The organism is Streptomyces sp. NBC_01166 (assembly GCF_045039765.1).
Classification (GTDB): domain Bacteria; phylum Actinomycetota; class Actinomycetes; order Streptomycetales; family Streptomycetaceae; genus Streptomyces.
Map to the genome: position 1 here is coordinate 7,564,835 of NZ_CP108613.1, position 23,285 is coordinate 7,588,119.

21 protein-coding genes are annotated in these 23,285 nt (G+C 70.5%); 7 read left to right on the forward strand and 14 right to left on the reverse strand.

What is annotated here, in order from left to right; genetic code table 11:
- Positions 1-195: 195 nt before the first annotated feature.
- Complete coding sequence (locus OG379_RS34265; RefSeq protein WP_405667018.1) at positions 196-1,026, forward strand: VOC family protein; 831 nt, start codon at positions 196-198, stop codon at positions 1,024-1,026.
- 282 nt (positions 1,027-1,308) lie between these two features.
- Here OG379_RS34265 and OG379_RS34270 read toward each other — a convergent pair whose 3' ends face one another.
- From OG379_RS34270 to OG379_RS34280, 3 genes are all read right to left on the reverse strand, one after another.
- Positions 1,309-2,226, reverse strand: coding sequence for a DUF2510 domain-containing protein (locus OG379_RS34270; RefSeq protein ID WP_405667019.1), 918 nt, complete (start codon positions 2,224-2,226; stop codon positions 1,309-1,311).
- A gap of 304 nt (positions 2,227-2,530) precedes the next feature.
- Positions 2,531-3,202: a response regulator gene (locus OG379_RS34275; RefSeq protein ID WP_393767402.1), complete on the reverse strand. Its 672-nt coding sequence runs from the start codon at positions 3,200-3,202 to the stop codon at positions 2,531-2,533.
- A gap of 2 nt (positions 3,203-3,204) precedes the next feature.
- Positions 3,205-4,158, reverse strand: coding sequence for a HAMP domain-containing sensor histidine kinase (locus OG379_RS34280; RefSeq protein ID WP_405667021.1), 954 nt, complete (start codon positions 4,156-4,158; stop codon positions 3,205-3,207).
- A gap of 214 nt (positions 4,159-4,372) precedes the next feature.
- Here OG379_RS34280 and OG379_RS34285 point away from each other — a divergent pair, with 214 nt between their 5' ends.
- From OG379_RS34285 to OG379_RS34305, 5 genes are all read left to right on the forward strand, one after another.
- A complete protein-coding gene (locus OG379_RS34285; RefSeq protein WP_405667023.1) occupies positions 4,373-4,648 on the forward strand; it encodes a hypothetical protein in 276 nt (91 codons plus the stop codon).
- A 102-nt stretch (positions 4,649-4,750) separates the two neighbouring features.
- Positions 4,751-5,482: a FadR/GntR family transcriptional regulator gene (locus OG379_RS34290; protein WP_405667024.1), complete on the forward strand. Its 732-nt coding sequence runs from the start codon at positions 4,751-4,753 to the stop codon at positions 5,480-5,482.
- A 153-nt stretch (positions 5,483-5,635) separates the two neighbouring features.
- Positions 5,636-6,403 (forward strand): (Fe-S)-binding protein, encoded by a 768-nt coding sequence (locus tag OG379_RS34295; RefSeq protein WP_393762507.1) that lies wholly within the window; start codon positions 5,636-5,638, stop codon positions 6,401-6,403.
- Positions 6,400-7,950, forward strand: a complete 1,551-nt coding sequence (locus OG379_RS34300) for a lactate utilization protein B (protein WP_405667025.1) — start codon at positions 6,400-6,402, stop codon at positions 7,948-7,950. Before OG379_RS34295 ends, OG379_RS34300 begins: the two co-directional genes overlap by 4 nt.
- Complete coding sequence (locus tag OG379_RS34305; RefSeq protein WP_405667026.1) at positions 7,947-8,582, forward strand: lactate utilization protein C; 636 nt, start codon at positions 7,947-7,949, stop codon at positions 8,580-8,582. The genes OG379_RS34300 and OG379_RS34305 overlap by 4 nt, the downstream gene beginning before the upstream one ends.
- 82 nt (positions 8,583-8,664) lie before the next feature.
- On the opposite strand, the gene OG379_RS34310 is transcribed toward OG379_RS34305, so the two are convergent.
- The 9 genes from OG379_RS34310 to OG379_RS34350 form a co-directional block, all read right to left on the reverse strand.
- The gene (locus OG379_RS34310) at positions 8,665-9,519 is read right to left on the reverse strand and encodes a YhjD/YihY/BrkB family envelope integrity protein (protein WP_405667028.1); all 855 of its coding nucleotides are present in this window, start codon (positions 9,517-9,519) and stop codon (positions 8,665-8,667) included.
- Positions 9,520-9,768: 249 nt separating this feature from the next.
- Positions 9,769-10,680: a hypothetical protein gene (locus OG379_RS34315; protein ID WP_405667030.1), complete on the reverse strand. Its 912-nt coding sequence runs from the start codon at positions 10,678-10,680 to the stop codon at positions 9,769-9,771.
- Positions 10,681-10,913: 233 nt separating this feature from the next.
- Positions 10,914-11,579 carry a fascin domain-containing protein gene (locus OG379_RS34320; protein WP_405668750.1) on the reverse strand — a complete coding sequence of 222 codons (666 nt, stop codon included), beginning with the start codon at positions 11,577-11,579 and terminating at the stop codon, positions 10,914-10,916.
- A 376-nt stretch (positions 11,580-11,955) separates the two neighbouring features.
- Positions 11,956-13,848: a DUF2264 domain-containing protein gene (locus OG379_RS34325; protein WP_405667032.1), complete on the reverse strand. Its 1,893-nt coding sequence runs from the start codon at positions 13,846-13,848 to the stop codon at positions 11,956-11,958.
- Positions 13,845-14,873 (reverse strand): hydroxyacid dehydrogenase, encoded by a 1,029-nt coding sequence (locus OG379_RS34330; RefSeq protein ID WP_405667034.1) that lies wholly within the window; start codon positions 14,871-14,873, stop codon positions 13,845-13,847. The genes OG379_RS34325 and OG379_RS34330 overlap by 4 nt, the downstream gene beginning before the upstream one ends.
- 37 nt (positions 14,874-14,910) lie before the next feature.
- On the reverse strand, positions 14,911-15,786 hold the full coding sequence (locus OG379_RS34335; RefSeq protein ID WP_393762521.1) for a carbohydrate ABC transporter permease: 876 nt from the start codon (positions 15,784-15,786) through the stop codon (positions 14,911-14,913).
- On the reverse strand, positions 15,783-16,784 hold the full coding sequence (locus tag OG379_RS34340) for a carbohydrate ABC transporter permease (protein ID WP_405667035.1): 1,002 nt from the start codon (positions 16,782-16,784) through the stop codon (positions 15,783-15,785). The genes OG379_RS34335 and OG379_RS34340 overlap by 4 nt, the downstream gene beginning before the upstream one ends.
- Before the next feature lie 46 nt (positions 16,785-16,830).
- Entirely contained in the window at positions 16,831-18,198 is a 1,368-nt protein-coding gene (locus OG379_RS34345; protein ID WP_405667037.1) for an ABC transporter substrate-binding protein, read from the reverse strand.
- Between the two features lie 102 nt (positions 18,199-18,300).
- The gene (locus OG379_RS34350) at positions 18,301-19,416 is read right to left on the reverse strand and encodes a substrate-binding domain-containing protein (protein ID WP_405667038.1); all 1,116 of its coding nucleotides are present in this window, start codon (positions 19,414-19,416) and stop codon (positions 18,301-18,303) included.
- Between the two features lie 143 nt (positions 19,417-19,559).
- On the opposite strand from OG379_RS34350, the gene OG379_RS34355 reads away from it, so the two are divergent.
- Positions 19,560-20,324 (forward strand): sulfite exporter TauE/SafE family protein, encoded by a 765-nt coding sequence (locus OG379_RS34355; RefSeq protein ID WP_393762529.1) that lies wholly within the window; start codon positions 19,560-19,562, stop codon positions 20,322-20,324.
- Between the two features lie 22 nt (positions 20,325-20,346).
- On the opposite strand, the gene OG379_RS34360 is transcribed toward OG379_RS34355, so the two are convergent.
- Positions 20,347-21,876, reverse strand: coding sequence for an amino acid permease (locus OG379_RS34360; protein ID WP_393762531.1), 1,530 nt, complete (start codon positions 21,874-21,876; stop codon positions 20,347-20,349).
- 94 nt (positions 21,877-21,970) lie between these two features.
- Positions 21,971-22,978 (reverse strand): hypothetical protein, encoded by a 1,008-nt coding sequence (locus OG379_RS34365; RefSeq protein WP_405667040.1) that lies wholly within the window; start codon positions 22,976-22,978, stop codon positions 21,971-21,973.
- Positions 22,979-23,285: the final 307 nt, after the last annotated feature.

Consider the following 23,285-nt stretch of genomic DNA (forward strand, 5'->3'; position numbering starts at 1 on the left):
TCGGCCAGTGCCTGGACTGCTGACCCGCGCATCGGGCAGGAGAGCGGGCTACGTCGGCATGGCGGCAACCTCGACCAGCCCGTGGCCTACGGTGACCGTCAGCCGCAGACATCGGGCGCGGTCGTGGTGCTCTGCCCGCATCGCGATTCGCATATCAGGCCGGTCCGGTGTAGGAGTGACTGCGGAGGAGTGGTGATGTCTGCGTCTGCTGATCACGTGGTGCCGGTCTCTGGGGTTCCCTGCTGGGTCAACCTGATGGTCAGCGATCTGCGCACCGCCCAGGCCTTCTACGCGGCGGTTCTCGGATGGGAATTCCGGACAAGCTCGCTGGGCGATCGGTTCCTCGTCGCGTCAGCTGACGGCTCGCCCGTGGCGGGCATCGGGGAGCGGCAACCAGGTCTTGCCCCAGCAACCGTGTGGACGCCCTACTTCGCAGTGCGTGACGCCGACCTGACGGCGGCGCGCATTCAGGAACGAGGCGCCACCCTGGCGGTCGGACCGGTGGCGCTGGGTGAGGGGCGCGCCGGCTTGGCTGCGGACCCGGACGGTGCCACCTTCGGGTTCTGGGAAGGGCCCGCGCTGGCATGGTCACCGGGTGAGGGGAAGGCCCCCGCCCGTCTCGACCTGCAGACCCGCGACGTGTTCGACGCCGCCCTGTTCTACGCGGAGGTCTTCGAGTGGCCCGCTGAACGTGAGATCGAAGTCGTCTACCGGCGTGATCACGTCGAGGTCGACAGGGGTGGACAAACGGTTCTGTCCCTGCATGGCGGCGGCGTGCAGACATCTGCGCAGGCACACCTGCGACCACGGTGGCTGGTGACCTTCGCTGTGGACGACATCGAACGCGCTGCGGCCGCTGCGATCGATGCAGGCGGCAGCAAACCCTCACAAGCCGCTTTCCGGACGCCGCAGGGGTTCTCGCGGACGCTGCAGGACCCCGACGGAGGACTGTTCACACTCACTCACCGAGGAGGAGACGGGCCGGCGTCGGCGACGGACGCTCGGATGGGCGAATCGGATTCGTAGGCCTGTGCGTGGAGGCGGGGCACGGCCCCAGCGCGTGGAAGCGAGCACGCTGGAAGCGAGCCAGAAGGAGTCCGAGAGGACGCCCCATGCTGTGGGGCGACCGACTGCCGGGCTCGTTCCCCTCCTTCGAATCGCCGATGCAGCAGGCTTACCTCACGCCCTGGCCGCCCTGGCTGCCCGGCATACGGTCAACAGCATTGGCACGCTGCTCAACTGACCATCCCACATGAGGCAGGCCGTACCGGAACTCTCCGGTACGGCCTCCGTCCGCGATCGGATCACTCAGGCGGTCTCACCCGCGTCGGAGCCGGAACCGGCACCCTCCGCTTTCTTGATGCCCTTGGTGATGTCGTCCAGCACCGAGAGCTTCGGCGCCTCGGTACTGATGTCGAAGCCGGAGCGGACGACCACCAGCATGCCCTCGACGTTGGGGGACGGGAACGCGAGCGACTCGACGTATCCGTCGTCGCCGTTCTTCGTCACCACCTTCCAGCGCACCTGATAGCCCTTCTGCCCGGCGACCGTGACGGCCTCGGACTTGAGCTCCTCGTGAGAGGTGATGCCGCCGTAGATCTTCTCCCCGTACGACTCCTCGGCGTTGGCCTTGATGTCGGCCTCCGCCGCGGCCTTCGCCGTGGTCGCCTCGACCTTCAGGGCCTGAGCCGGTGCGGAGAACACCCCGCCGCGCACGCACTTCTCGGACTCGTCGCCGGGGCAGGCGTACTCACCGGTCGTCACCCCCGCGCCGATCGGTCCGGACTGGCCGGTCCAGCCGTCCGGTACGGGGATGCTTATGCCGCTGGCCGCGTCGGTCGCGTACCCGTCCTCGGTCTGCGGCATCTGCTGATCGGGGTTCTGGCCCCCGCCGTCGTCCTGGCCGCCGCTCCCGCCGCCGTCCTGCCCGCCGCCCGGGGCTCCCGGCAGACGTGGGCTCTCCGAGGGGGCCGGCGCCGTGGACGCGGTGTCGGCACGGTCGTCCGAGCTGTCGCCCAGCAGGTACGCGCCGCCACCGACGGCCGCGAGTACGACGATGCCGGCGGCTATGCCCGCGCCGATGCGTATGCGGCGGCGCCGGACCGCCGCAGGAGGTATCCGGAGCTGGTCGGTCCAGCGGCTCCCGTCCCACCAGCGTTCATGAAGGGGGCCGATTCCTGAGTGCCCGGGGTCTGGATGCCAGCCGGGCGGGGTCGTCTGGGTCACGAGAGCACCGTAGGCGCACTGGGTGAGAATCCTATGAAACGCACAGCGTGGTCGTGGTCACGCCCGGGGTCGCCGTGTCCGCCCGGGAGTGAGCCACCTCTGCGTGTACCGCCAGGCCGTCCTGCGGGCGATGCCGTGGCATGAGCATCCTGGACGACTCCTCGCCGCACCGTCCGGGGACCCCGACTTACGTGCTCCGGAAGGGTGGTTGGCTTCATTTCCACCAGGCCTCGTTCATCGCCGACGGCCACCGGGAGCAGCTGCCGGTGAGCGTCCGTAAACCGCTGCCCGGAGCCGACGCGTGCTACGGCTCGATCAGCCCGGCCCGGATCGCGTACCTGGTCAGCTCCAGGCGGTCGCGGAGCCCCAGCTTCTGCAGCAGATTGGCCCGGTGCCGCTCGACGGTCTTGACGCTGATCACGAGCATGCCCGCGATCTCCTTCGACGAGTGGCCCTCGGCGACCAGCTTGAGGATCTCCTCCTCGCGCTCGGTGATCGCCCGTTCAGGAACGTCGCCCCCGTCCCTGACCTGGTGCAGATAATTCCGGATCAGGGCGGTCACCGCGCCCGGATAGAGGAACGGCTCGTCACGCATGGCCGCCCGGCACGCCTCGACGAGATCCCGGTCGGCGACGGACTTCAGCACGAAACCCGAGGCGCCGGCCTTGAGGGCCTCGAAGAAGTACTGCTCGTTGTCGTACATGGTGAGCATCAGGATGCGCAGGTCCGGCATGACCCGGGACAGCTCACGGGCCGCCTGGAGGCCCGTCAGGCGCGGCATGGCGATGTCCAGGACGGCCAGGTCGGGCCGCTCCGCGCGCGCCATCTCGATGGCCTCGGCGCCGTCACCCGCCTCGGCGACGACCTGGAGGTCCGGTTCGCCGTCGAGGATCAGCCGCACACCGCGCCGGACCAGGGCGTGGTCGTCGGCGAGCAGGATGCGGGTCTTCCCGGACCCGGCGGGGGAGTGGGACATGGTCAGGCGCTTCCGTTCCGTACGGGCACATCGAGGCGTACGTCCGTGCCGCCCGTGGCACCGGTGCCGAGAGTGAGTGTGGCACCGATGAGCAGAGCGCGTTCGCGCATGCCGCGCAGGCCGGCGCCCTCCGGGGCGTCCCCGAGGCCGCGGCCGTCGTCACGGATGCGCAGCTCCACTCCGTCAGGGCTTCGGAGCAGGGAGATCTCGAGCAGGGTCGCCCGGGCATGCCGGACGGTGTTCGTGACCGCCTCCTGGGCGATGCGGTAGACGACGAGCTCCGCCTCCTCGCCGAGCGGGGGCAGATCCTTCTCCGTCCGCCGTCTGATGGTCAGTCCTTTCGGCGTCGGTGTCTCGGTCGTCAGAGCCGTCAGTGCGCTGACCAGCCCCAACTCCTCCAGTACCCCGGGGCGCAGCCGTCGCGCGATCCGGCGGATCTCGTCGAGGCTGCCCCGGGTGATCTCCTGGACCTGGGCGAGCTCCTCGCGCAGCGGTGCCGGGGCATGACCGGTGACCCGCTTCAGCTCCAGCAGGACCGCGGTCAGCGTCTGACCCACCTCGTCGTGCAACTCCTGTGCGACCCGGCGGCGTTCGGCCTCCTGGGCCCAGAGGGCCCGGGCGCTGCTCGTCGCCCGCTCCGCCTCCAGCCGGTCGAGCATGCTGTTGAACGTCTCGATCAGGGCCGCGACCTCTCCCTCGCCGGCGACCTCGGGACGCGGCCGCGGGCTCAGCAGGTCGATGGTCGTCATCGCCCTGGTGACCCGTTGCAGCGGAGCGAGCCCAAGACGCAGGAGAAACGCGTTCGCCCCGAGCATCAGGGCCATTCCACCGGCCAGGATGAGGGCCTCGGTCAGCACCACCGGGGCGGACACGGTGATCGGGCCGAGCAGCAGCAGGGCCCCGGCGGCGACGAGCACCGCGGCGTTGAGCAGGAAGATGCGCCAGAACAGGGACAAGACCGAACGGCCTCCTTCGGACGGGTCCATGGGCGAGTGGCTGCCTCCACTATCGCCGGTCAGTGCCGGCGCGCGGCCGCTGACCGGCACGGCGAGGTCCCGTATGCATGGCTGCACCCCTCGAAGATGGGTGTCAGCCCCGATGGTCCCGGGCACATGCGCCACCGGACGATGGAGTCCGGCCCAACGGATCCTGATCCGGGAGGGAGTCACCATGCCCCATCACGACGAGCGGCTGCGCGGCCTCGAGGACCGGCTCGGCAGTGACCGCCCCGAACGCACCGGCGCCCCTGGACGCGACGCCCAGAGAGGGAAGCGCCCAATCAGCACATGGCTCTGGCTCACCGTCGGAACAGCCGGCCTGGTCTCCGGCATCGTCATCGGTCACGGCCTTCTCATCGCCGCCGGGCTCGTGGTGGCGGGGATGGCGGGCCAGCTCCTCGATCCGCAGCGCCGCGCTCAGCGGAACAGCGCCCCGCGCCCCCGTTGAACGGCCTTCCGGGGTTCGGTCCGACAGACCTGCTTTGGTCCGACCACACGTTCTGTGTGACATAGTCGGGGTATGCGTATCGCCCGGAACAGGGAGTAGCGGATGCCCGTCGAGTGGCAACCCGTACGGCAGTCCCGCACCCACGAGCTCGTGCTCCAGAGTATCGAGGAGCGGGTCTTCGCCGGAGAGCTCAAAGCCGGCGACCGCCTGCCGCCGGAGAGGGAGCTCGCGCCGGTGCTCGGCGTCAGCCGGTCCGCGCTGCGCGAGGCGCTCAGGGTGCTGGAGACCATCGGCGTCCTGGTAGCTCAGCCCGGCCGGGGCCCGGACTCCGGGGCGCGCATCGTGCGCAACCCGGACGACGCGCTCGGCCGTCTGCTGCGCCTGCACTTCGCGCTCGGCAGCTACAGCCTGCACGACGTACTGGAGGCGCGCGTCGTCCTGGAGCGGTCGAGCTGGGAGGCCGCCGCCCGGCATGCCCGGGCCGAGGACTTCGACGCCGCTGAGGAGCTCGTCCGGCGGATGGGTGACCCGGATGTGGACGTGGACGAATTCAACGATCTCGACACCCGCTTCCATGTGCTGATCGCCGGGAGTTCCGGCAACGCGCTCACCTCCACACTCACCTCGGCGGTGCGTGAATCGGTCCGCCCGCTGATCCTCCGGGCCCTGGAGGACGCCGACGACTGGCCGGAGACGGCGGGCGCACTCAATGCCCAGCACGCGCAACTGCTGCGGCTGGTGCGCGAGGGCCGGGGTAGCGAGGCCGCGGACCTGGTGGAGCAACACATCCGAGGCCTCCACGGAACGCTGGTCGACGAGAACGACGCCCGGTAGGAACGGGCCGGCTCCAGCCGAACGGGAGCGGGGACGGTGCACACGCACCGTCCCCGCTCCCGTTCGGCGTTTCCTCGACCCGGCGTGCCCGCAGGCTTTCCCATACGGACCGAGGCTAGTATGGTCGGACCATAAATCGATCGAGGAGGCCCCATGCGTATCGGACTCTTCGCCACCTGTCTGGGAGACACACTCTTCCCGGAGGCGGTGAAATCCACCGCGGTGCTGCTCGCCCGCCTGGGCCACGAGGTGGTCTTCCCGCCGGACCAGACCTGCTGCGGCCAGATGCACGTCAACACCGGCTACCAGCGCGAACCCGTCCCGCTGGTGCGCAACTTCGCCGAGCAGTTCGGGGACGCCTCGATCGACGCGGTCGTCATGCCGTCCGGTTCGTGTGCGGGCTCGGTGCGCCACCAGCACGAGATCGTCGCCGAGCGGTACGGCGACGCCGCGCTCCGCGCCGGGGTCGCCACGGTCAAGGCCAAGACGTACGAGCTCTCCGAGCTGCTCGTCGACGTCCTCGGAGTCACCCAGGTCGGCGCGTACTTCCCGCACCGTGTCACCTACCACCCCACCTGCCACTCCCTGCGGATGCTGAGGGTCGGTGACAAGCCGCTGCGGCTGCTGCGCGCCGTCGAGGAGATCGACCTCGTCGAGCTGCCGGAGGCGGACTCCTGCTGCGGCTTCGGCGGCACCTTCGCCGTCAAGAACGCCGAGACCTCCACCGCGATGCTCCAGGACAAGATGCGCAACATCTCCGCCACGGAGGCCGATGTCTGCTCCGCCGGGGACTCCTCCTGCCTGATGCACATCGGCGGCGGGCTCTCCCGCATCAAGTCCGGTACGCGCACCCTGCATCTCGCCCAGATCCTCGGCTCCACCCGCACCGCGCCGTACGCCCTGATGGAGGCCGCCCGATGAGCACGTTCCTCGGCATGCCCGCCGCCCCGCCCCGCTCCCCGTACGGGACCGGGAACCTCCGGGGGGAGCGCAAGTTCCCCAAGGCCGCGCACGACGAACTGCGCAACGAGCAGCTGCGCCGCAACCTCGGCCGGGCCACCCGCACCATCCGTGCCAAGCGCATCAACGTAACCGGCGAACTCCCGGACTGGGAGGAGCTGCGTGACGCCGGATCCGCCATCAAGACCGACACCATGAACCGGCTGCCCGAGCTGCTCGAGCAGCTGGAGCGGAAGGTCACCGAGCACGGCGGCACCGTCCACTGGGCGCGCGACGGCGTCGAGGCCAACGAGATCGTCACCCGGCTGATCAAGGACACCGGCAGCAGCGACGTGATCAAGGTCAAGTCGATGGCCACGCAGGAGATCGGCCTCAACGAACACCTGGAGGCCGAGGGCATCACGCCCTACGAGACCGACCTCGCAGAGCTCATCGTGCAGCTCGCGCACGACAAGCCCTCGCACATCCTGGTCCCCGCGATCCACCGCAACCGCGACGAGATCCGGGAGATCTTCCTCAAGGAGATCCCCGGCGTCGATCCCGCGCTCGACAACGTGCCCGCGCACCTGGCCGCCGCCGCCCGCGCCTATCTGCGCGAGAAGTTCATGACCACCAAGGTGGCCGTCTCCGGTGCGAACTTCGGCATCGCCGAGTCCGGGACCCTCTCCGTCGTCGAGTCCGAGGGCAACGGCCGGATGTGCCTGACCCTGCCCGACACCCTGATCACCGTGATGGGTATCGAGAAGGTCCTGCCGCGCTTCCAGGACCTGGAGGTCTTCCTCCAGCTGCTGCCGCGTTCCTCCACCGGCGAGCGGATGAACCCCTACACGTCGATGTGGACCGGGGTGACCCCCGGCGACGGCCCGCAGCAGTTCCACCTCGTCCTCCTCGACAACGGGCGCACGGCCGCGCTCGCCGACAAGATCGGCCGCGAAGCCCTCAACTGCATCCGCTGCTCGGCCTGTCTCAATGTCTGCCCGGTGTACGAACGGGCCGGCGGGCACGCGTACGGATCGACGTACCCCGGCCCCATCGGCGCCGTCCTCACCCCGCAGCTCGCCGGGATGCACGCCGCGAAGGACGACCCCAACAGCTCGCTGCCGTACGCCTCCAGCCTCTGCGGCGCCTGTTTCGACGCCTGCCCCGTAAAGATCGACATCCCCTCTCTGCTGGTCGAACTCCGCCACCAGAACACCGAACAGGCAGGCACCACGGCGGAGAAGCTGGCGATGAAGGCCGCCGCCACCGTGATGAAGTCGCCGAAGATCTACACGGCCGCGCAGAAGGCCGCCTCCCTCAGCCGCTCCGTCGGCGTAGGCGGACGTGACCGCACCATCTCCCGCCTGCCCGCACCGTTGGACGGCTGGAGCGACAGCCGCGACACCGCGGCACCGCCCAAGCAGTCCTTCCGCTCCTGGCTGGCCTCCGCCGAAGGCGCGGCCACCATGCGGGATGCCGCGGAGGAGGGCGCCGCCCGGCGCGCCGACGACCACCAGGAGGAACAGTGACGACCACCGCGCGCGACACGGTGCTCGGCAGGATCAGGGATGCCCTGACCATCGCCCCCGCCCCCGGCGTCGAGATCCCCCGCGAGTACCGCACCGGTCGCACGCTCCCGGACGACGAACGTCTGGAGCTGCTGACCGACCGGCTCGTCGACTACAGGGCCCAGGTCCACCCCTGTACCGCCGACCGCACGGCCGAGGTGATCGCCGAGATCCTGCAGGAGCGCGGTGCCCGTCGGATCGGCGTTCCGGACGGCCTCGACGAGCAGTGGCTCACCGCCTACGACGGCGAGATCCAGCGGGACTCGGCGGACATCCCGGCCCCGAGCCTCGACGCGCTGGACGGGGTGGTCACGTGCTCCGCCGTCAGCTGCGCGGAGACCGGCACGATCTTCCTCGACGGGTCGCCCGACCAGGGCCGGCGCGCCCTGTCCCTCGTCCCCGACCTCCACGTCTGCGTGGTCGACCTGTCCTCCGTCGTGGCAGGCGTCCCGGAGGCGGTGGCCCGGCTGGTGCCTCAGAGGCCGACGACACTGATCAGCGGCCCCTCGGCCACGTCCGACATCGAACTGGAGCGGGTGGAAGGAGTCCACGGCCCCCGCACCCTCGCGGTGGTGATCCGCACCGACGCCTGAGGGGACGCCGTGCGGTCCTGCGGTCCTCCGGTGCCCAGGGCCGTCGGCAGACTCCGAAGGCAGCTCTACCGCCGCTCTGTCGCTAACGACGCCTGGTTCCGGATCTTCGGGGCCGTCGTTTCAGCGCGCGCGCCACGCGGGGGAGTTCCTCGTACAGCAGTCGGCCGACCAGCGCTCCGCCGAAGACGACGACCCCCACACCGACCAGCCACGACTGGAGGACCAGGACGGTGCCGACGGGGCCATAGCTGATGGTGCTGGACGCGATCAGCGGCGAGAAGACGAGTGTGGAGAAGACGCGCAGACCGGCCAGCCCGATCACGGTGGCCACGGCGCCGGCCAGAAGGGCGCGCCAGGGAACCCGCCCGCCGAGCAGCAGGCGCTGGGACCACCAGAAGAACAGGACGCCGCTCAACGGCACGAGGGACCCACCCGCAGAGGGCTTGTGCAACAGCGCGGTGGTGGCGGAGACGAAGAGGTATCCGGTGAAGACGCCGAGCCACACCACGTGCCGCCACCTGGCCCACCAGCGAGCCGGAGGCAGATCCCAGACCTTCTCGTAGCCGGTCTGCACCGCGGCCCCGAAGCTCAGGCCGAACACCGCCAGGGCGGCGAGACCGAAGGCGGTCGTGGTCCGCAGCGCCTGGCCGGGCAGGGTGAACAACTGCTCGACCTGTTCTCTGGAGTCCGCCGAGACCCCGAGCCCTTCCCCCAGCCACTGCGCGAACCCCTGCCCGCGCTGACCCGCTGCGGAGACGAGGATCAGAAGCGGGACCAGGGTGAGGAACCCGAGCGCGGCGAAGCCCAGGGCGCGCTGCCCCAGTTCGATGGCGCTGCCCCGCCGCCACCCGCGCCCGACCGCGGAGCGGTTGATCACACGGCGCAGCCGTCCGGACCAGGACGAACGATTTGCTGCACCCGAAGGCTTCATCGGCATCTCTGTCGACTACCACGGCCGGAGCCCGTCTGCGCGAGGGCGCGACGCACCTGCGGCCCGGAAGTCCGGCGGGACGGGAAGCGGACCGGGATCCCGTCGACGGTCACCCGGCGATCGCTCCACCGTGCACCACGTCTCCCGGCCGTCGGCGGGCGGTGGTTCCGGGCCCGCGCCCCATGTGCCGCCGGGAGTGTGGCGCGGCGCCCCGACGGCCGGCGCGGAGCCGGCCGACGGGACGCCGAGTGGGCCTCAGCCCCGGGTCAGGTGAACGGCCACCGTCTCGCCGACGGTCACCGCCTGCTCGTAGTCCGGGTCGGTCGCCGTCGCCTGCGCCTCGACCTCGACGTCACCCCGCTGGAACGGCACCGACCCGGTGGGGACGGCCTTCGCGGTCCAGGCGACCGGCGCGCCCGGTACGCACTCCACCGACGCGGAGTAGGAGCCCCGGATGAGCTGCTGACGCTTCACCTGCGTGACGTCGCCGGCCATCTGCACCCGCACCGGTTTGTTGCAGCTCACCGTGCCGTGCAGGGTCGCCTTGCCGTTGAGGGTGCTCGCCGTGCCGTCCAGTGCGACGGCGAGGCCGAGACCGAGCTCGGCGGGCGGGGCCGGGTTGTCGATGTGCACCTCACCGCGCGCTGCGGAAGTGCTCCCCTCGCAGTGCTGCTCGAAGGAGGCATCGAGTTCCTTCACATACCCGTGGGGGCCGAACTCCACGGCTGTAACGGTGAAGCTGCCGGTGAGCGTGTTGCAGCCGCGCCCGTTCCCGCCGAGTGACAGACCGGGCTCCGCCGCCTCGTTGAAGGGGTACCGGGTGGCCCCGGCGTAGGTACCGGGCGCCAGGGTGGTGCCCTCCGGCGCTGCGAGGTCCAAGGACCACCAGTCCCCGTTGGCACCGTCGACGGACAGCGAGATCACCCGCTTGTCGCTCGATCCGGTCACCGACACCCTGTCCTGAGAAGCCGTCGAGTAGGCGTAGGACCCGCCACCGCTGATCCAGTCGCCCTCGTCCCCGCTGAAGGCCAGGGAGCCGTCGGTGACGGGCTGGGCATGGGCCTGAGGTCCGGACAGCAGACCGGTCGTACCGGTCGCCATGGCGAGGGCCAGCGCGAGCACGGCCGCCCCTCTGGCCAATGCGCGTCCGGGCATGGTGATTCGCATGTGTGTTCCCCCCCTGGGAAGACGGTTTCTCGCTGCCCCGACACGATGTTCATCAGCGGCGGAAGGAGTCTGACAATCCCGAAGATCCACGACAACAGAGTTTCAGGAGTGAGTGGTTGAGATTTCGGCCAACATCCGTGGTGTCTGTGGACGGGGCCCGCGCCCGGCCGTCCGTACGGGCTCGCCCTCCGGTGCCCGCGTCCCCGCGCGGGCACCGGAAGGCCGGCCGTACGTCAGGCGCCGAGGTCGTAGAGGACGAACTCCTCCCAGGCCCCGGTGATGTCGGCCGACCGGGCGCGCAGCACGTACTGGAGCGATCCGGTGTAGCTGTTCTCCATGGTGACGAACAGCCCGTTCAGCGTGGACTGGAGCGCCCAGCGGTCCAGGACCTCGTTGTAGTACAGGACGAACCGCTCCCAGCCGCCCACGCTCGTGGAACGCGCGCGCAGCACGTTCTGCGCGCTGCCGGTGTAGTTCTTCTCGACCGCCACATAGCGGTTGTTCGCCAGGGACTTCATGGCGAACGTCGCCGAGGTGTCGTCCCACTCGAAGGCGAATCCCTCCCACGACCCGCCGACATCCAGGGAACGGGCCCGCAGCACACCGGTGTTCGGGGCGGAGTAGTTCACCTCGGTGGCGACGAACTGCGCATTGCGCCCCGACTGCAGGGCTACGAGTTCGGTCTCCCCGGCCGTGGCGGAGACTCCCTCGCCGGTGGCGAAGGGCGCCTGCCGGGCGTCTGTCCCCTCGGCGGTACGCGCCAGCTCGGCGCCGTCCACCGCCTCCCAACCGCTGGGTACGGCGGCCGGTCTGTCCGCCGCCGGTGCCGCCCCGGCCGCCGGTACGGCCAGCGCAGAGGCCACAACAAGGGCGCTCAGGGAAAGAAAAACGGACGTGATGCGTCGCACAGGTCTTCCTCACTTGTCGTCAAAGAATTCCGGGCCTGCGGGACAAAGGGTTCGCCATGGTTTCCGGTCGCTTTATCGGCGGATTCGTCGAATGAGCGGCACGGTCCCTGGCGTGCGCCGTCAGCCGTCTCCACGGCATGGCGGAGCGCCCCCTGAATTCCCCACCCCGAAACTGCTGTCCGCGCCCCTCCCTGGGCGCTTCGGCAGTTGCTCCACCACTCGGTGAAGCGGGCTCAGCGTAACGGCGCGACGTGATCTCCGGAAATGATTTCAGGGGATTCCGTGGAGTTCCGGGAAAGGCCCCATTGCATTACCGGTTCCGCAGTATTCCGTTAAGACAAGTGAAACTCTCCGTTTGCCGAGCGGCTCAGGGAACGTGGGTGACCTCCAGCGGTGCGAAGCCGATACGGGTCGTCGCACCGTCTTCGGCCCAGCGCACCGCGACCGTCTCCCCGTTCACGTCCACCCCGCTCACCGCCGTGCCGAGAGGCGCGACGTCCGCTTCCCCGGTGAGCGAAGCCAGCGCCACCAGCACCTCGGTTCCCTCCACTTCGGCACCCAGCCGGGGCAGCACCGCCCACCGGGTGAACGCGGTGCCCTGCGGAGCCCGTACGTCCTCCTGGTCCGGCCAGCCGTACAGCCCGTGCAACGCGGAACGCACCGGGCCCTGGGGGTCCGTCGCCCAGCCCGTCAGCTCGGCCCGTGTCCCGGCGGGCGCGCCCAGGACCCGGTGTACCCGCAGTTCGTACCTGCCCCGGACGACCGTGACGCTCTCCACCCGCAGCCCCGGCACCGTCGGCGGGCCCTCCGGGAAGACCGGGCGGTGCCAGGACGCGGCCCAGCCCCAGCCCTCGCCGTGCCCCGCGCCCAGCGGGTGGATGCGGGCCCGGCTGCTGCGGGAACCACCGATCCGTACGCACAGATGGTTGTCCGCGGTGTTCGCGGGCGCCGTCGGACCGGTGGCCGTCGAATACGCGAGGCGCGCGTAGAGCGGGTCCGAGACGTCCGCAGTCTCGCCCTCGTGCGGCCGGACATGGTCACTGCCGTGATTGTGCAGCCGCACCACGCCGTCCGCCCGTGTCGACTGCACCAGCAGCCCCGGCGACGGGAGAGCCAGAACCCGGTCCGGGCCCTCGCTGGGGGCGGGCTCCTCGTCCGCCGTCCACAGCGGGTGCTCCGCCGGGGCGAGCAGGGCGACGAACGCCTTCGACGCCCAGTACGGCGACGACGGGCCGGAGTACACCTGGAGCGTCGCGTCGTGCGGCCCGTGCCAGCCCAGGCTCAGCAGACCGTCGTCCCCGGCCGACCCGCGCTCCAGGAAGTACCGCAGCGAACCGCTGATCAGCCGGCGTGAGACGCCCGGAGCCAGAGGGGTGTGCCCGGACACGGCGCCCATCCCAACCGCCGCCCCGGCCGCGAAACGATAGGTGAGGGAGCGCCCGAAGTGCAGCGGGGAGCCGTCCGCGCCGAACATCAGCGAGAAGCTCTCCAGATGTTCGCTCAGCCGTGCCCCGTAGTGCGCGGACAGCTCCGCGTCACCCGACAGATACGCGTCCAGCACCGGATACAGGTGCAGCGCCCAGCCGTTGTAGTGGTCGAAGGCGCGCCCGTCCCCGTCGGCGTACCAGCCCTCGCCCCGGTACCAGACCTCCAGCAGGTCGAGCGCCCGCTGCCGGGCCCGGGCCGTCTCCGCGTCGCCCCGCCCCACCGACTCCAGGAACCCGGCGACGGAGAAGGGGAAGAGATACCAGTTGTTGGGTGCGGGCGTGTGCCTCAGGGCGCCCCGCAGCCACTCCTCCGCACGGTCCTGCGTGGTGGCGTCCAGCCGGTCCCAGAGCCACGGCCGGGTGAGCCGCAGCCCGATCGCCACCGAGGCCGACTCCACCATCGGCTGGCCGAAGACGGTGTGGTCCAGGATCAGCGGCCAGGACTCGGCGTCGTCCCGCCCGGCCGAGCGCGTACCGGCGGTGAGCCCGTCGGCGTACCGCTCCAGCCAGTTGTACGGATCCTTGCCCTCCGCGCCGGCGACCCGGAACGCGGCGGTGAGGAACGTACGGGCATAGCCCTCCAGCCCGTCGGACCGGACCCCCGAGCGGGAGGGGCGGCCCGGCAGGTCCAGGAGGGCCCGGCCGGGGGTGGCCCACTTCCAGGCGGCGTCCAGCAGTCCGTCCGCCACGGCTTCCCAGTGGTCGCGGGTGTAGCCGGTGTGCGGGCTCCGCGCGCGGTCCTCGGAGGGGAGTTGAAAGGGAGTGGAGGTCATGCGAGAAATGCCAGCCTTTCGCGTCGTACGGGATGGGTGAAGCCGTCGCCCGCGGCCCACCGGGCGATCTCGCCGACGGCCAGATCGGCCAGCCGCCGCAGCTCGTTGCCCTGGGAACCCGCGAGATGGGGGGTGATGAGCGCGTTGTCGCAGTCCCACAGCGGATGACCGGCCGGCAGCGGGTCGGGGTCGGTGACATCGAGCACCGCCCGGATCCGGCCGGCCCGCAGTACGTCGGCGAGGGCCTCCTGGTCGACGACCGCGCCGCGGGACGTGTTGATCAGGACGGCGTCGGGCCGCATCGAGGCGAGCAGCCCGCGGCTGACCAGCCCTGTGGTGGCGGGCAGCAGAGGGGTGTGGACGCTGACCACGTCGCTCTCCACGAAGAGTCCGGCCAGGGAGACGGGGCGGACACCGAGCCCGGCGGCCTCCTCGTCCGTGACGTACGGGTCGTGGAGCAGCACCTCCAGGTCGTACGGCCGGAGCAGTTCGATCACCCGTCGGCCGATCAGGGAAGCGGACAGAATGCCCACCGTGCGGCGGTAGTTGCCGACACCGGGCGGCATCGCGAGCCAGTTGTCGCGAAGGCGGGTGGCCCGGTACTCCCCGGCCCGCTCGATGGCCCGCTTGCCGGACAGCAGGATCATCGCGACGGTGTACTCGGCGACCGGGAGCGCGTTGGCCGCCGCGGCCGACGACACCTCGATGCCCCTGTCCCAGCAGGCGTCGGTGACATGGCCGCGCACCGAGCCCGCCGTGTGCACGACGGCCCGCAGCGCGGGAGCGGCGGCCAGGACACCCGCGTGGATCGGCGGGCAGCCCCAGCCGGTGATCAGGACCTCCGTGTCCGCGAGTACGGCCCTGGCCTCCTCGGTCGTGAAGTCGTCGATCGCGGGCAGGGGCGCGAGATCGCACACCTCGGCCAGCGCCGCCAGGGAGTCGGGGGAGAGCACCGCGGCTGCGGCTTCCGCTCCCATGGCGAGCGCGGCGCGCGGCCGGCGGGGTGCGGGGGGAGTGCTGGGCATGGTTCTCCTGTGCGGTGGTCCGGGCGGGGCGGCACGGCTACTTGACGGCTCCCGCCGTAAGTCCGGACCGCCAGAATCGCTGGAGCAGGGCGAAGGCGAGGATCAGGGGCAGCACCGCGAGCAGCGAGCCCATGACGACGACGGGGTAGTACTCGGGTGACACGGACGCAGCGCTGTTCCAGGAGTACAGGCCGAGGCTGACGGGATACAGGTCCTGGTCGGAGAGCATCACCATGGGCAGGAAGAAGTTGTTCCAGATGGCGGTGAGCTGGAAGAGGAACACGGTGACCAGCCCTGGCCCCAGCATGCGGAGCGCCACCCGGAAGTAGGCGGCCAGTTCGCCCGCGCCGTCCATCCGCGCGGCCTCGAGGACCTCGTCGGGCACGTACCCCTGGCTGAAGATCCGGCCGAGATAGACACCGAACGGATTGAACAGAACGGGGATGAACACCGCCCAGAAGGTGTTCACGAGACCGGCGCCGGAGGCCATCAGATAGAGCGGCAGGGCGAGCACGGTCTGCGGCACCATGACGGCGGCCAGCACCAGGCCGAACAGCTTCTCCTTGTGCGCGAAGCGGTACTTGTCGAAGGCGTAGCCGCAGGCGACGCTGATCAGCGCGCCCAGGGCCGCGCCGAGCACCGCGTACAGCAGGCTGTTGCCGTACCAGCGGCCGTACAACCCGCCGTCCATGGCGAAGAGGTCCTTCATGTTCTGGACGAAGGAGAAGCCGCTCGTCGACAGGATGTCGCTGCTGAACAGGGCGTCCCTGTCCTTGGTCGAGGCGAGCACCAGCCACAGCACCGGCAGCAGGGTGTAGAGCACCGAGACGAAGACCACCAGGTTGACGACGGAGCGCCCGAGGAGCCGGGGCCGCAGGGGCGAGGCGGTGCGGGTGACGGTCGGCGCACTCATCGGGAGCCCTCCTCGGCGGCGTTGGCGCGGTTGGTCCAGCGGGTGACGCCGTAGGAGAGGGCGATCGTGCACAGGAGCAGGATGACCGAGGCGGCCGCCGCGAGACCGTAGTTGTTGCGGGTGAACGCCGCGTCGTAGATGTACATGCTGGGTGAGAAGCGCGAGTTGATCATCGGGGTCGACTGGCTGAGCAGCATCGGCTCGGTGAAGAGCTGGAGCGCGAAGATGAGCGTGAACATCGCGACCATGACGATCGACGACCGCACCAGCGGGGCCTTCACCTGGAGTGCCGTGCGGACCGGGCCCGCGCCGTCGACGACCGACGCCTCGATGACCTCGCGGGGGACCGCCTGCAGGGCGGCGTAGAACACGACCATGTTGTAGCCGAGGTTGCTCCACAGCGCGATGTTCACGATGGACGGGAGCACCATGTGCACCCCGAGGAAGTCGACCGTGATGTCGGCCGTGCCGAGGAGGTCGATGACCGGACTGATGCCGGGGGTGTACAGATACAGCCAGATCAGAGCCGCGATGATCCCCGGAACGGCGTGCGGCAGGAACAGGGCGAGCTGGACGGTGCCCCGCAGGCGGACCACCCCGGAGTCCAGCAGCAGTGCCAGTACGAGGGCGCCGATCACCATCAGCGGGATGTAGACCAGGCAGTACAGGGCGACGACGCCGAGACCGCTGAGGAACGTCGGGTCCGCCAGAACGGCGGCGTAGTTGCGGAGTCCGGCGAAGACGGTCCGCTCGGGGCCGAAGCCGAGCCCGGGCTGGTCGTCGCTGAAGAAGCTCAGATAGACAGCGGTGGCGACCGGGATCAGGAAGACGGTCACCAGAAGGACGAAGAACGGCGTCATCAGGGCGCCGCAGGCGCCGAGTTCGCGACGCCGGGCGGACCTGCGGGCGGTGGGCGCCGGCGCGGCGGCGGCCGGGCTCTCCGGCGACGGCCGGGTGGGGGCGTCGGCCGGTACGGACACAGGGGTGGCGCTGGTCATGGTGTCACCTGCCTCTCTGCTGCTGGAACGGGATGCGGATCGCCTGTCAGGTGGAGCGCCGGGTGGTGGAGAGACCGAGCGCCTTGAGGTCCGGCATGGTGCCCTCCTCCGCCGCCCGGACCGCCCCGAGGATGGAGCCCTGGCCTCCGCTCGCCCGCGCCAGTCCGTCCTTCATGAGCCTGCCGGTCGCCGTCATGCGGGGACCCCAGATCCAGCCCGGGCGGATCTTCTGCGCCTCCTGCTCGAAGAGGGTGTAGATGTCCTGGCCGCCGTAGTAGGCCCGGTCGAAGGCCTCGCGGCCCACGTCGACCAGGCCCGGCGCGGCGGGGTACTGACTGCTCGCACCGCTGGAGAGCCGGGCCCGCAGAGCGTCCGGATGCGAGACCTGCCACTCGATGAACTCCATCGCGGCCTCCGGGTGCGGGCTGTCCTTGGTGATCGCGAAGGTCGAGCCACCATGGGTCCCGACACCGGGGTCGGCCGGATCCCACTGGGGGATCGGCGCGAGTGCCCACTTCCCCGTCTGCTTCGGCCGGGCCTTCATCTGGGCACCGGCGTCCCACGCGCCGCTGAGCCGGCTGAGCACCAGGCCGTCGCCGATCTGGACATCGCTCTGACGGCTCTCCACCGCGTTCATGAAGACCAGGTCCTGGTCGGTCAGCCGCTGCCAGAAGGCGGACACCCGTCGGGTGGGCGCGTCGGCGAGCGAGACGTTCCAGGCGCCGCCCGCCGTGTCGAACCACTGGGCGCCCGCCTGCCACGCGAACGCGGCGAGGTGCGTGTCCCCGTCCGTCGGGAAGAGCGCCATCCGACGGTCACCGCTCCTGCCCCGCACGGTCCTCGCCGCGTCCTCGAAGTCCTCCCAGGTACGCGGGACGGTCAGCCCGTACCGCTCGAAGAGGTCCGTGCGGTAGTGCAGCACCATCGGTTCTATGTCGAGCGGGACGCTGAACACCCGCTTCTCGAAGGTGGTCAGCCCCAGGGCCTGCGGCAGCAGTTTCGCCCGCAGCCCTTCGCCGACCAGGTCCGTGATGTCCCGGCAGACCCCGTCGATGGCGAAGCCCGGGACCTGCGGGTATTCGAGGGTGGCGATGTCCGGGGCGTTGCCGGCCCGTGCGGCGCTGCTGAGCTTGGCGTAACCGCCCTGGGTCCCGGACGGGACCTGCTGGTAATCGACCTCGATGGTGTCGTGCCCGCGGTTGAACGCGTCCACGACCTCCTGACTGCCCCGCAGGGCGGACCAGAAGGTGATCCGCGTCTTCCTGCCGGTCCTGCTGCTTACGGTCTTGCCGGTACTGCTCGTACCGCCCGATCGTGTGTCTCCGCCACCACCTCCGCAGGCGCTGAGCGCGCCCGTCAGAGGCAGTGCGGCGATCGTGGCGAGCACGGATCGACGGCTCTGTCGACCAGGCATGTGCGCCTCCCGCGGCTCCTGATTCGAGACACGGGGAATACTGATCGGCTGATCGATAGCGGTCAATAGATCGATCAAAAGAAGATTGAAGTGTTCAAACGATCAGTTATGTGTGTGAGGCAACTCCCGAGTCGATCCGCGCACTTCGAGGCGGGGGAGCAGCTCCACCCTGCGTACGGGACCGGTGGTGCCGGCCGGGTGTGCCAGCCGGTGCAGGAGCAGTTCCGCCGCCGCCCGCCCGATCTCGGCCCTCGGCGGGGCGACCGCGCTGAGGGCGGTGCTGCCCAGCGCCGCGACGACATCGTCGTACGCCACCACGGAGCAGTCCCGCGGCACCTGGAAGCCGCTCTCCGCCAGCCGCTGGACCAGCATCAGGGCGTCCTCGTCGCCGTGCAGGACGGCGCCGGTCACGCCGCGCTCCCTCAGCAGCGCCGTGAGATCCGGGACGGCCTCCCGTGTGCCGGGTTCCCCGGGGCCCGCGTTCGGGGAGCTGAGCACCACGGACCAGTCCTCCACCTCGGGCCGGGAGGCGGCTATGTCGGCGAACGCGGCCCGTATCGAGCGCGCCGTCGGGCTGTCGTTCCTGGCGGCGAGGACGAGCCGGCGGTGGCCGAGCGAGATCAGGTGGTCCACGGCGAGGTGGATGCCGTACCAGTGGTCGGAGCACACCGCGTCCATGGCGTGCAGCGCGCTGCCGGGCCGGGGCCGCCGCTCCATCAGGACCGTCGGCACCTCCAGCTCGGCGAGCCACTCGTAGTCCGCCTCCTCGCCGGCCGCGCTCCGCCACCGGGGGGCGATCAGCAGCCCGCTCACGCCCGCGGCCAAGGCCTGCTCCACCTGTGGCCGTTCGGCCCCGGCCATCTGCGGCGTGATGTGCAGGGTGATGCGTTTCCCGGCCTCCTCCAGGGCGGTCCTGGCGCCGTAGAGGGTCTCGTACAGATACGAATGCCGCTCCGGGACGACCAGAGCGATCGCGTCCCCGGCCGGCTCGCCGTTCCGTGCGGCCGGCACGGCAGTCGTGCGCGCGGCGTCCCCCACCGGCCGGACCACCCCGTGCCCGCGCCGCAGCATCCCCGTCCTGGCCAGCTCCTCCACGTCCCGCCGCAGCGTCACCGCCGACACGTCCAGCTCGTCGGCGAGCGAACTCACCTTCACTGCACCGCGTGCGTGCACCACCGCGAGGATGCGCTTGCGCCTCAGCTCAACCGGCTCCCGCATGCTGGCCCCCTTGCCTACCGCTGTGCGATGTTCGTTTGAACGTTTCGAGTGATCGCAGCATAGCGAGGGACCACCGCTCAATGCGCTCGCAGGATGGAACGATGATCCGCCGAGAGGAAGATGCGTCTACCATCTGATCCGGAATGGACACCATCACACTGTGGCCACTGGTCGCGCTCGCGGCGGCATCCCTGCTCGTGGGCTTCTCCAAGACGGCCGTCAGCGGCGCCAACACCATCAGCCTCGCGGTCTTCGCGGCCGTACTGCCGGCCCGTGAATCGACCGGAGTTCTGCTCCCGATCCTGATCGCCGGTGACATCCTCGCCGTGCTGGTCTACCGTCGGCACGCCCACTGGCCCACGCTGCTGCGGCTGTTCCCCGCCGTCGCCGCGGGCGTGGTGGCGGGCACGGTCTTCATGCTGTGGGCCGACGACGAGGCCGTGGCCCGCTCCATCGGCGCGATCCTGCTCTTCATGGCGGGCGTCACCCTCTGGCGCCGGCGCGCCGCCCCCCGGCCGCCCGCGGAGGAGGACACGGACGAACCCTCGCGCGGCGGGCGCCTCAAGGCCCGGACCTACGGGGTGCTGGGAGGCTTCACGACCATGGTCGCCAACGCGGGTGGCCCCGTGATGTCGCTCTATCTGCTGTCCGCGGGCTTCCGGAAGCTCGGCTTCCTGGGGACGTCGGCGTGGTTCTTCCTGATCGTCAACACGTCCAAGGTGCCCTTCAGCGTGGGACTCGGCCTCATCGACGCGCAGTCGCTGCTGCTGGACGCGGCCCTGGTGCTGTTCGTCGTCCCGGGCGCCTACCTCGGCCGTGCCTGCGTCGGCCGGATCAACCAGAAGCTCTTCGACCGGATCGTCATCGGAGCCACCGTCCTGGGCGGCCTCCAGCTGCTGCTGCGCTGAAGACCGCCCGGGGGAGCGGATGTCAGACGATGCCCTCGGCGATCTCCGCCTGCTCACGGGCGTTCCCGTACGCGGCCGGGGTGCTGTACGAACGGCGCGCGACGAACCACCACACCGTGGCCAGGACCAGCACGGCGACCAGGGCGATCGACGCGTAGTTCATCGAGTCGATCGTCACCGGCGAGGACTGCGGCAGCAGGAAGAGCACCGTCACCACGGCGACCCACACCACGGCGATCCAGCCGATCGGCTTCGACCAGCGGCCGAGGTGCCAGGGGCCGCGCTCGAAGCGGTCCCCGGCGCGCAGCTTCAGGTAGATCGGGATGGCGTACGCGGGCGTGATCCCGATGACGTTGATCGCCGTGACCGCGCCGTACGCGGTCGCGGAGTACAGCGACGGCACCGCCAGCAGCGCCGCGACACCGACGGAGAGCCACACGGCGGGCACCGGGGTCTGCGTACGGGCGCTCACCTTGCGCCACAGCGCCGAGCCCGGCAGCGCGTTGTCCCGGCTGAAGGCGAAGACCATCCGGCTCGCGGCCGCCACCTCCGCGTTGCCGCAGAACAGCTGGGCCGCGATGACGATCAGCAGCATGGCGGTGGCGCCCGCCGTCCCCAGCGAGTCGATGAGGATCTGGGCGGGCGGGACCCCGGTGGCACTGTTCTGGGTGCCCGCGTAGTCCTGGATGGCGAAGGTCAGTCCGGCCAGCAGGACGAAACCGGCGATCCACGAGACCCAGATCGCGCGGACGATGCCCTTGGCCGCCGTCACCGAAGCGTTCGAGGTCTCCTCGGACAGGTGGGCCGAGGCGTCGTAACCGCAGAAGGTGTACTGCGCCAGGAGCAGGCCGATCGCCGCCACATAGATCGGGTTCTCCCAGCCGGTGTCGTTGACGAACTCGGTGAAGACGAACGACGGCGACTGGTGGTTCGCGGGCACGATCGCCAGCACCGTCACGATCACGGCGACACCGGCCAGGTGCCACCAGACGCTGATCGAATTGAGCACGCTGACCAGGCGCACCCCGAAGAGGTTCAGCACGGCGTGCAGCAGCAGGATGCAGAGGAAGATCACCATCGTGGAGCCGGGGGTGGGATCGAACCCCCACTGCAGATTGAGCAGGGCGCCCGTGAACAGCGCGGCCCCGTAGTCGATGCCGGCGATCGCGCCCAGCAGACCGAGCAGGTTCAGCCACCCGGTGTACCAGCCCCACTTACGGCCACCGAGCCGGTCGGCCATGTAGTAGAGGGCCCCGGACGTCGGGTACGCGCTGGTGACCTCGGCCAGGGCCATGCCCACACAGAGCACGAACAGGCCGACGCCGGCCCAGCCCCAGAGCATCACGGACGGGCCGCCGGTCGACATGCCGAAGCCGTACAGCGTCATGCAGCCGGACAGGATCGAGATGACGGAGAAGCTGATCGCGAAGTTGCCGAAGCCGCCCATGCGACGCGCCAGCACCGGCTGATAGCCGAGCTCGCGCAGCCGCTGCTCTTCGTCCTTGTGCGGCGTGGGCTCCGTACTCGACGGGGTCGAGGCGGATATGGACATGGGGACGACCTCCAGGTGGGGGGGGGAAGGGGGACGGGAAAAACGTGGGTGGAGCGCCGGCCGGACCGGCCTCTCCACGGAGGGGCGCCGCCGGTCAGCCGTGCGGTTCCCTCCCGGGGCCGGGCTCGGCGGCCAGACAGCGGCTCCTGGCCCGGAGGAAGACGTCTTCGGCACCGGCCGGATCCTGCGGCGTACGGGTGCGGTGGGCCCAGGGGACGGACGTGTAGTACGGGCCCATCGCCCGGAACACCGGGGCGGCGTCGGCGAACCGGAGCGAACCCCACAGCGCGTGCGCCAGGTGGTTGAGGTCGAGCAGGGACCGGCCGGCCGGGTCCGCGGCGGCGAACCAGATGCGCAGGGCGCGCCGGGCGTCCCGCTCGCCGTCCTCGGTGACCCAGTGCAGGTCCAGTGCCCGCTCGTTGCCGTGCTCGCGCCGGTAGCGCTCCACCCGGACATACAGCGGCAGCACATGGAGCGCGGAACCCTCCGGGGCGGAGGAGGCCGCCCACTGGACGAAGTTGACCGCCTCGGAGAGCGTGCCGCCCGGCTGTCGCGCGTAGACGAACTGCAGCATCCGGTGGTACGCCTCGCGATTGAACGGATCGCGTTTGTCCGCCTCCGCCAGCAGACCCCACGGCCCCGGGAACAGCATCGGGCCCGGCGGCAGCAGACGATGCTCCTCCAGGCGCTGTCCCTCGTCGAGCTGCGACAGGGCGAGGAGGCATACCCAGGGCACAGGATCCGCGGGCGAGGCGTGCGCGGCGGTGCGGCACCCCTCCCACGCCTCCTGCCACAGCTCCTGGGCCCTCGGGTGCCTCTCCCGGTGGGCGCGGACGGCGCGTTCCACCGTCACCCGGGCGTGCATCACCGCCGCGGCCACACTCCGGGGCTCCTCGGCCAGCCAGGCGTGCACCGTGTCGGAGCCCGCCGCCACGGCCGCGAGGACCTGGGTCCGCTGGGTCCACAGCGCCCAGTCCGGTGTGTTCTCCAACAGATTCCGCATGGCGAGCCAACGGCCGGTACGCAGGTCCTGCAACGCCACACGCAGCGGGTGATCGTGCCCTGCGGGGTGGTAGACCGGCCGGAAGTCACCGGTAGCCATGTGCGCGCCCCGCCCCTGAACACGCGGTGGGGGAGGGGCGGCGAGCCGGGCGCAGCGGCACGGCGCAGGTTCTTCTCGTCATGAATCCTCAAGGAACGTGGGGGGTTGGGCGGTTCGGTCATGAACTGCCGGTGGTCATCGTCCGGTTGTCCACTCGGCGGTGAGTGTAGAGCGCCGCGCGCCCGCCTTCCGGCGTCTGTGCGGATCTTACTCAAGTGGTCTGCATATACCGGACGTTGATCACCTCCGGCGGCTCCGGACGGGATGATCTGGGAGGCTTGACGCAGGGCGTGGTCTGCACGACTGT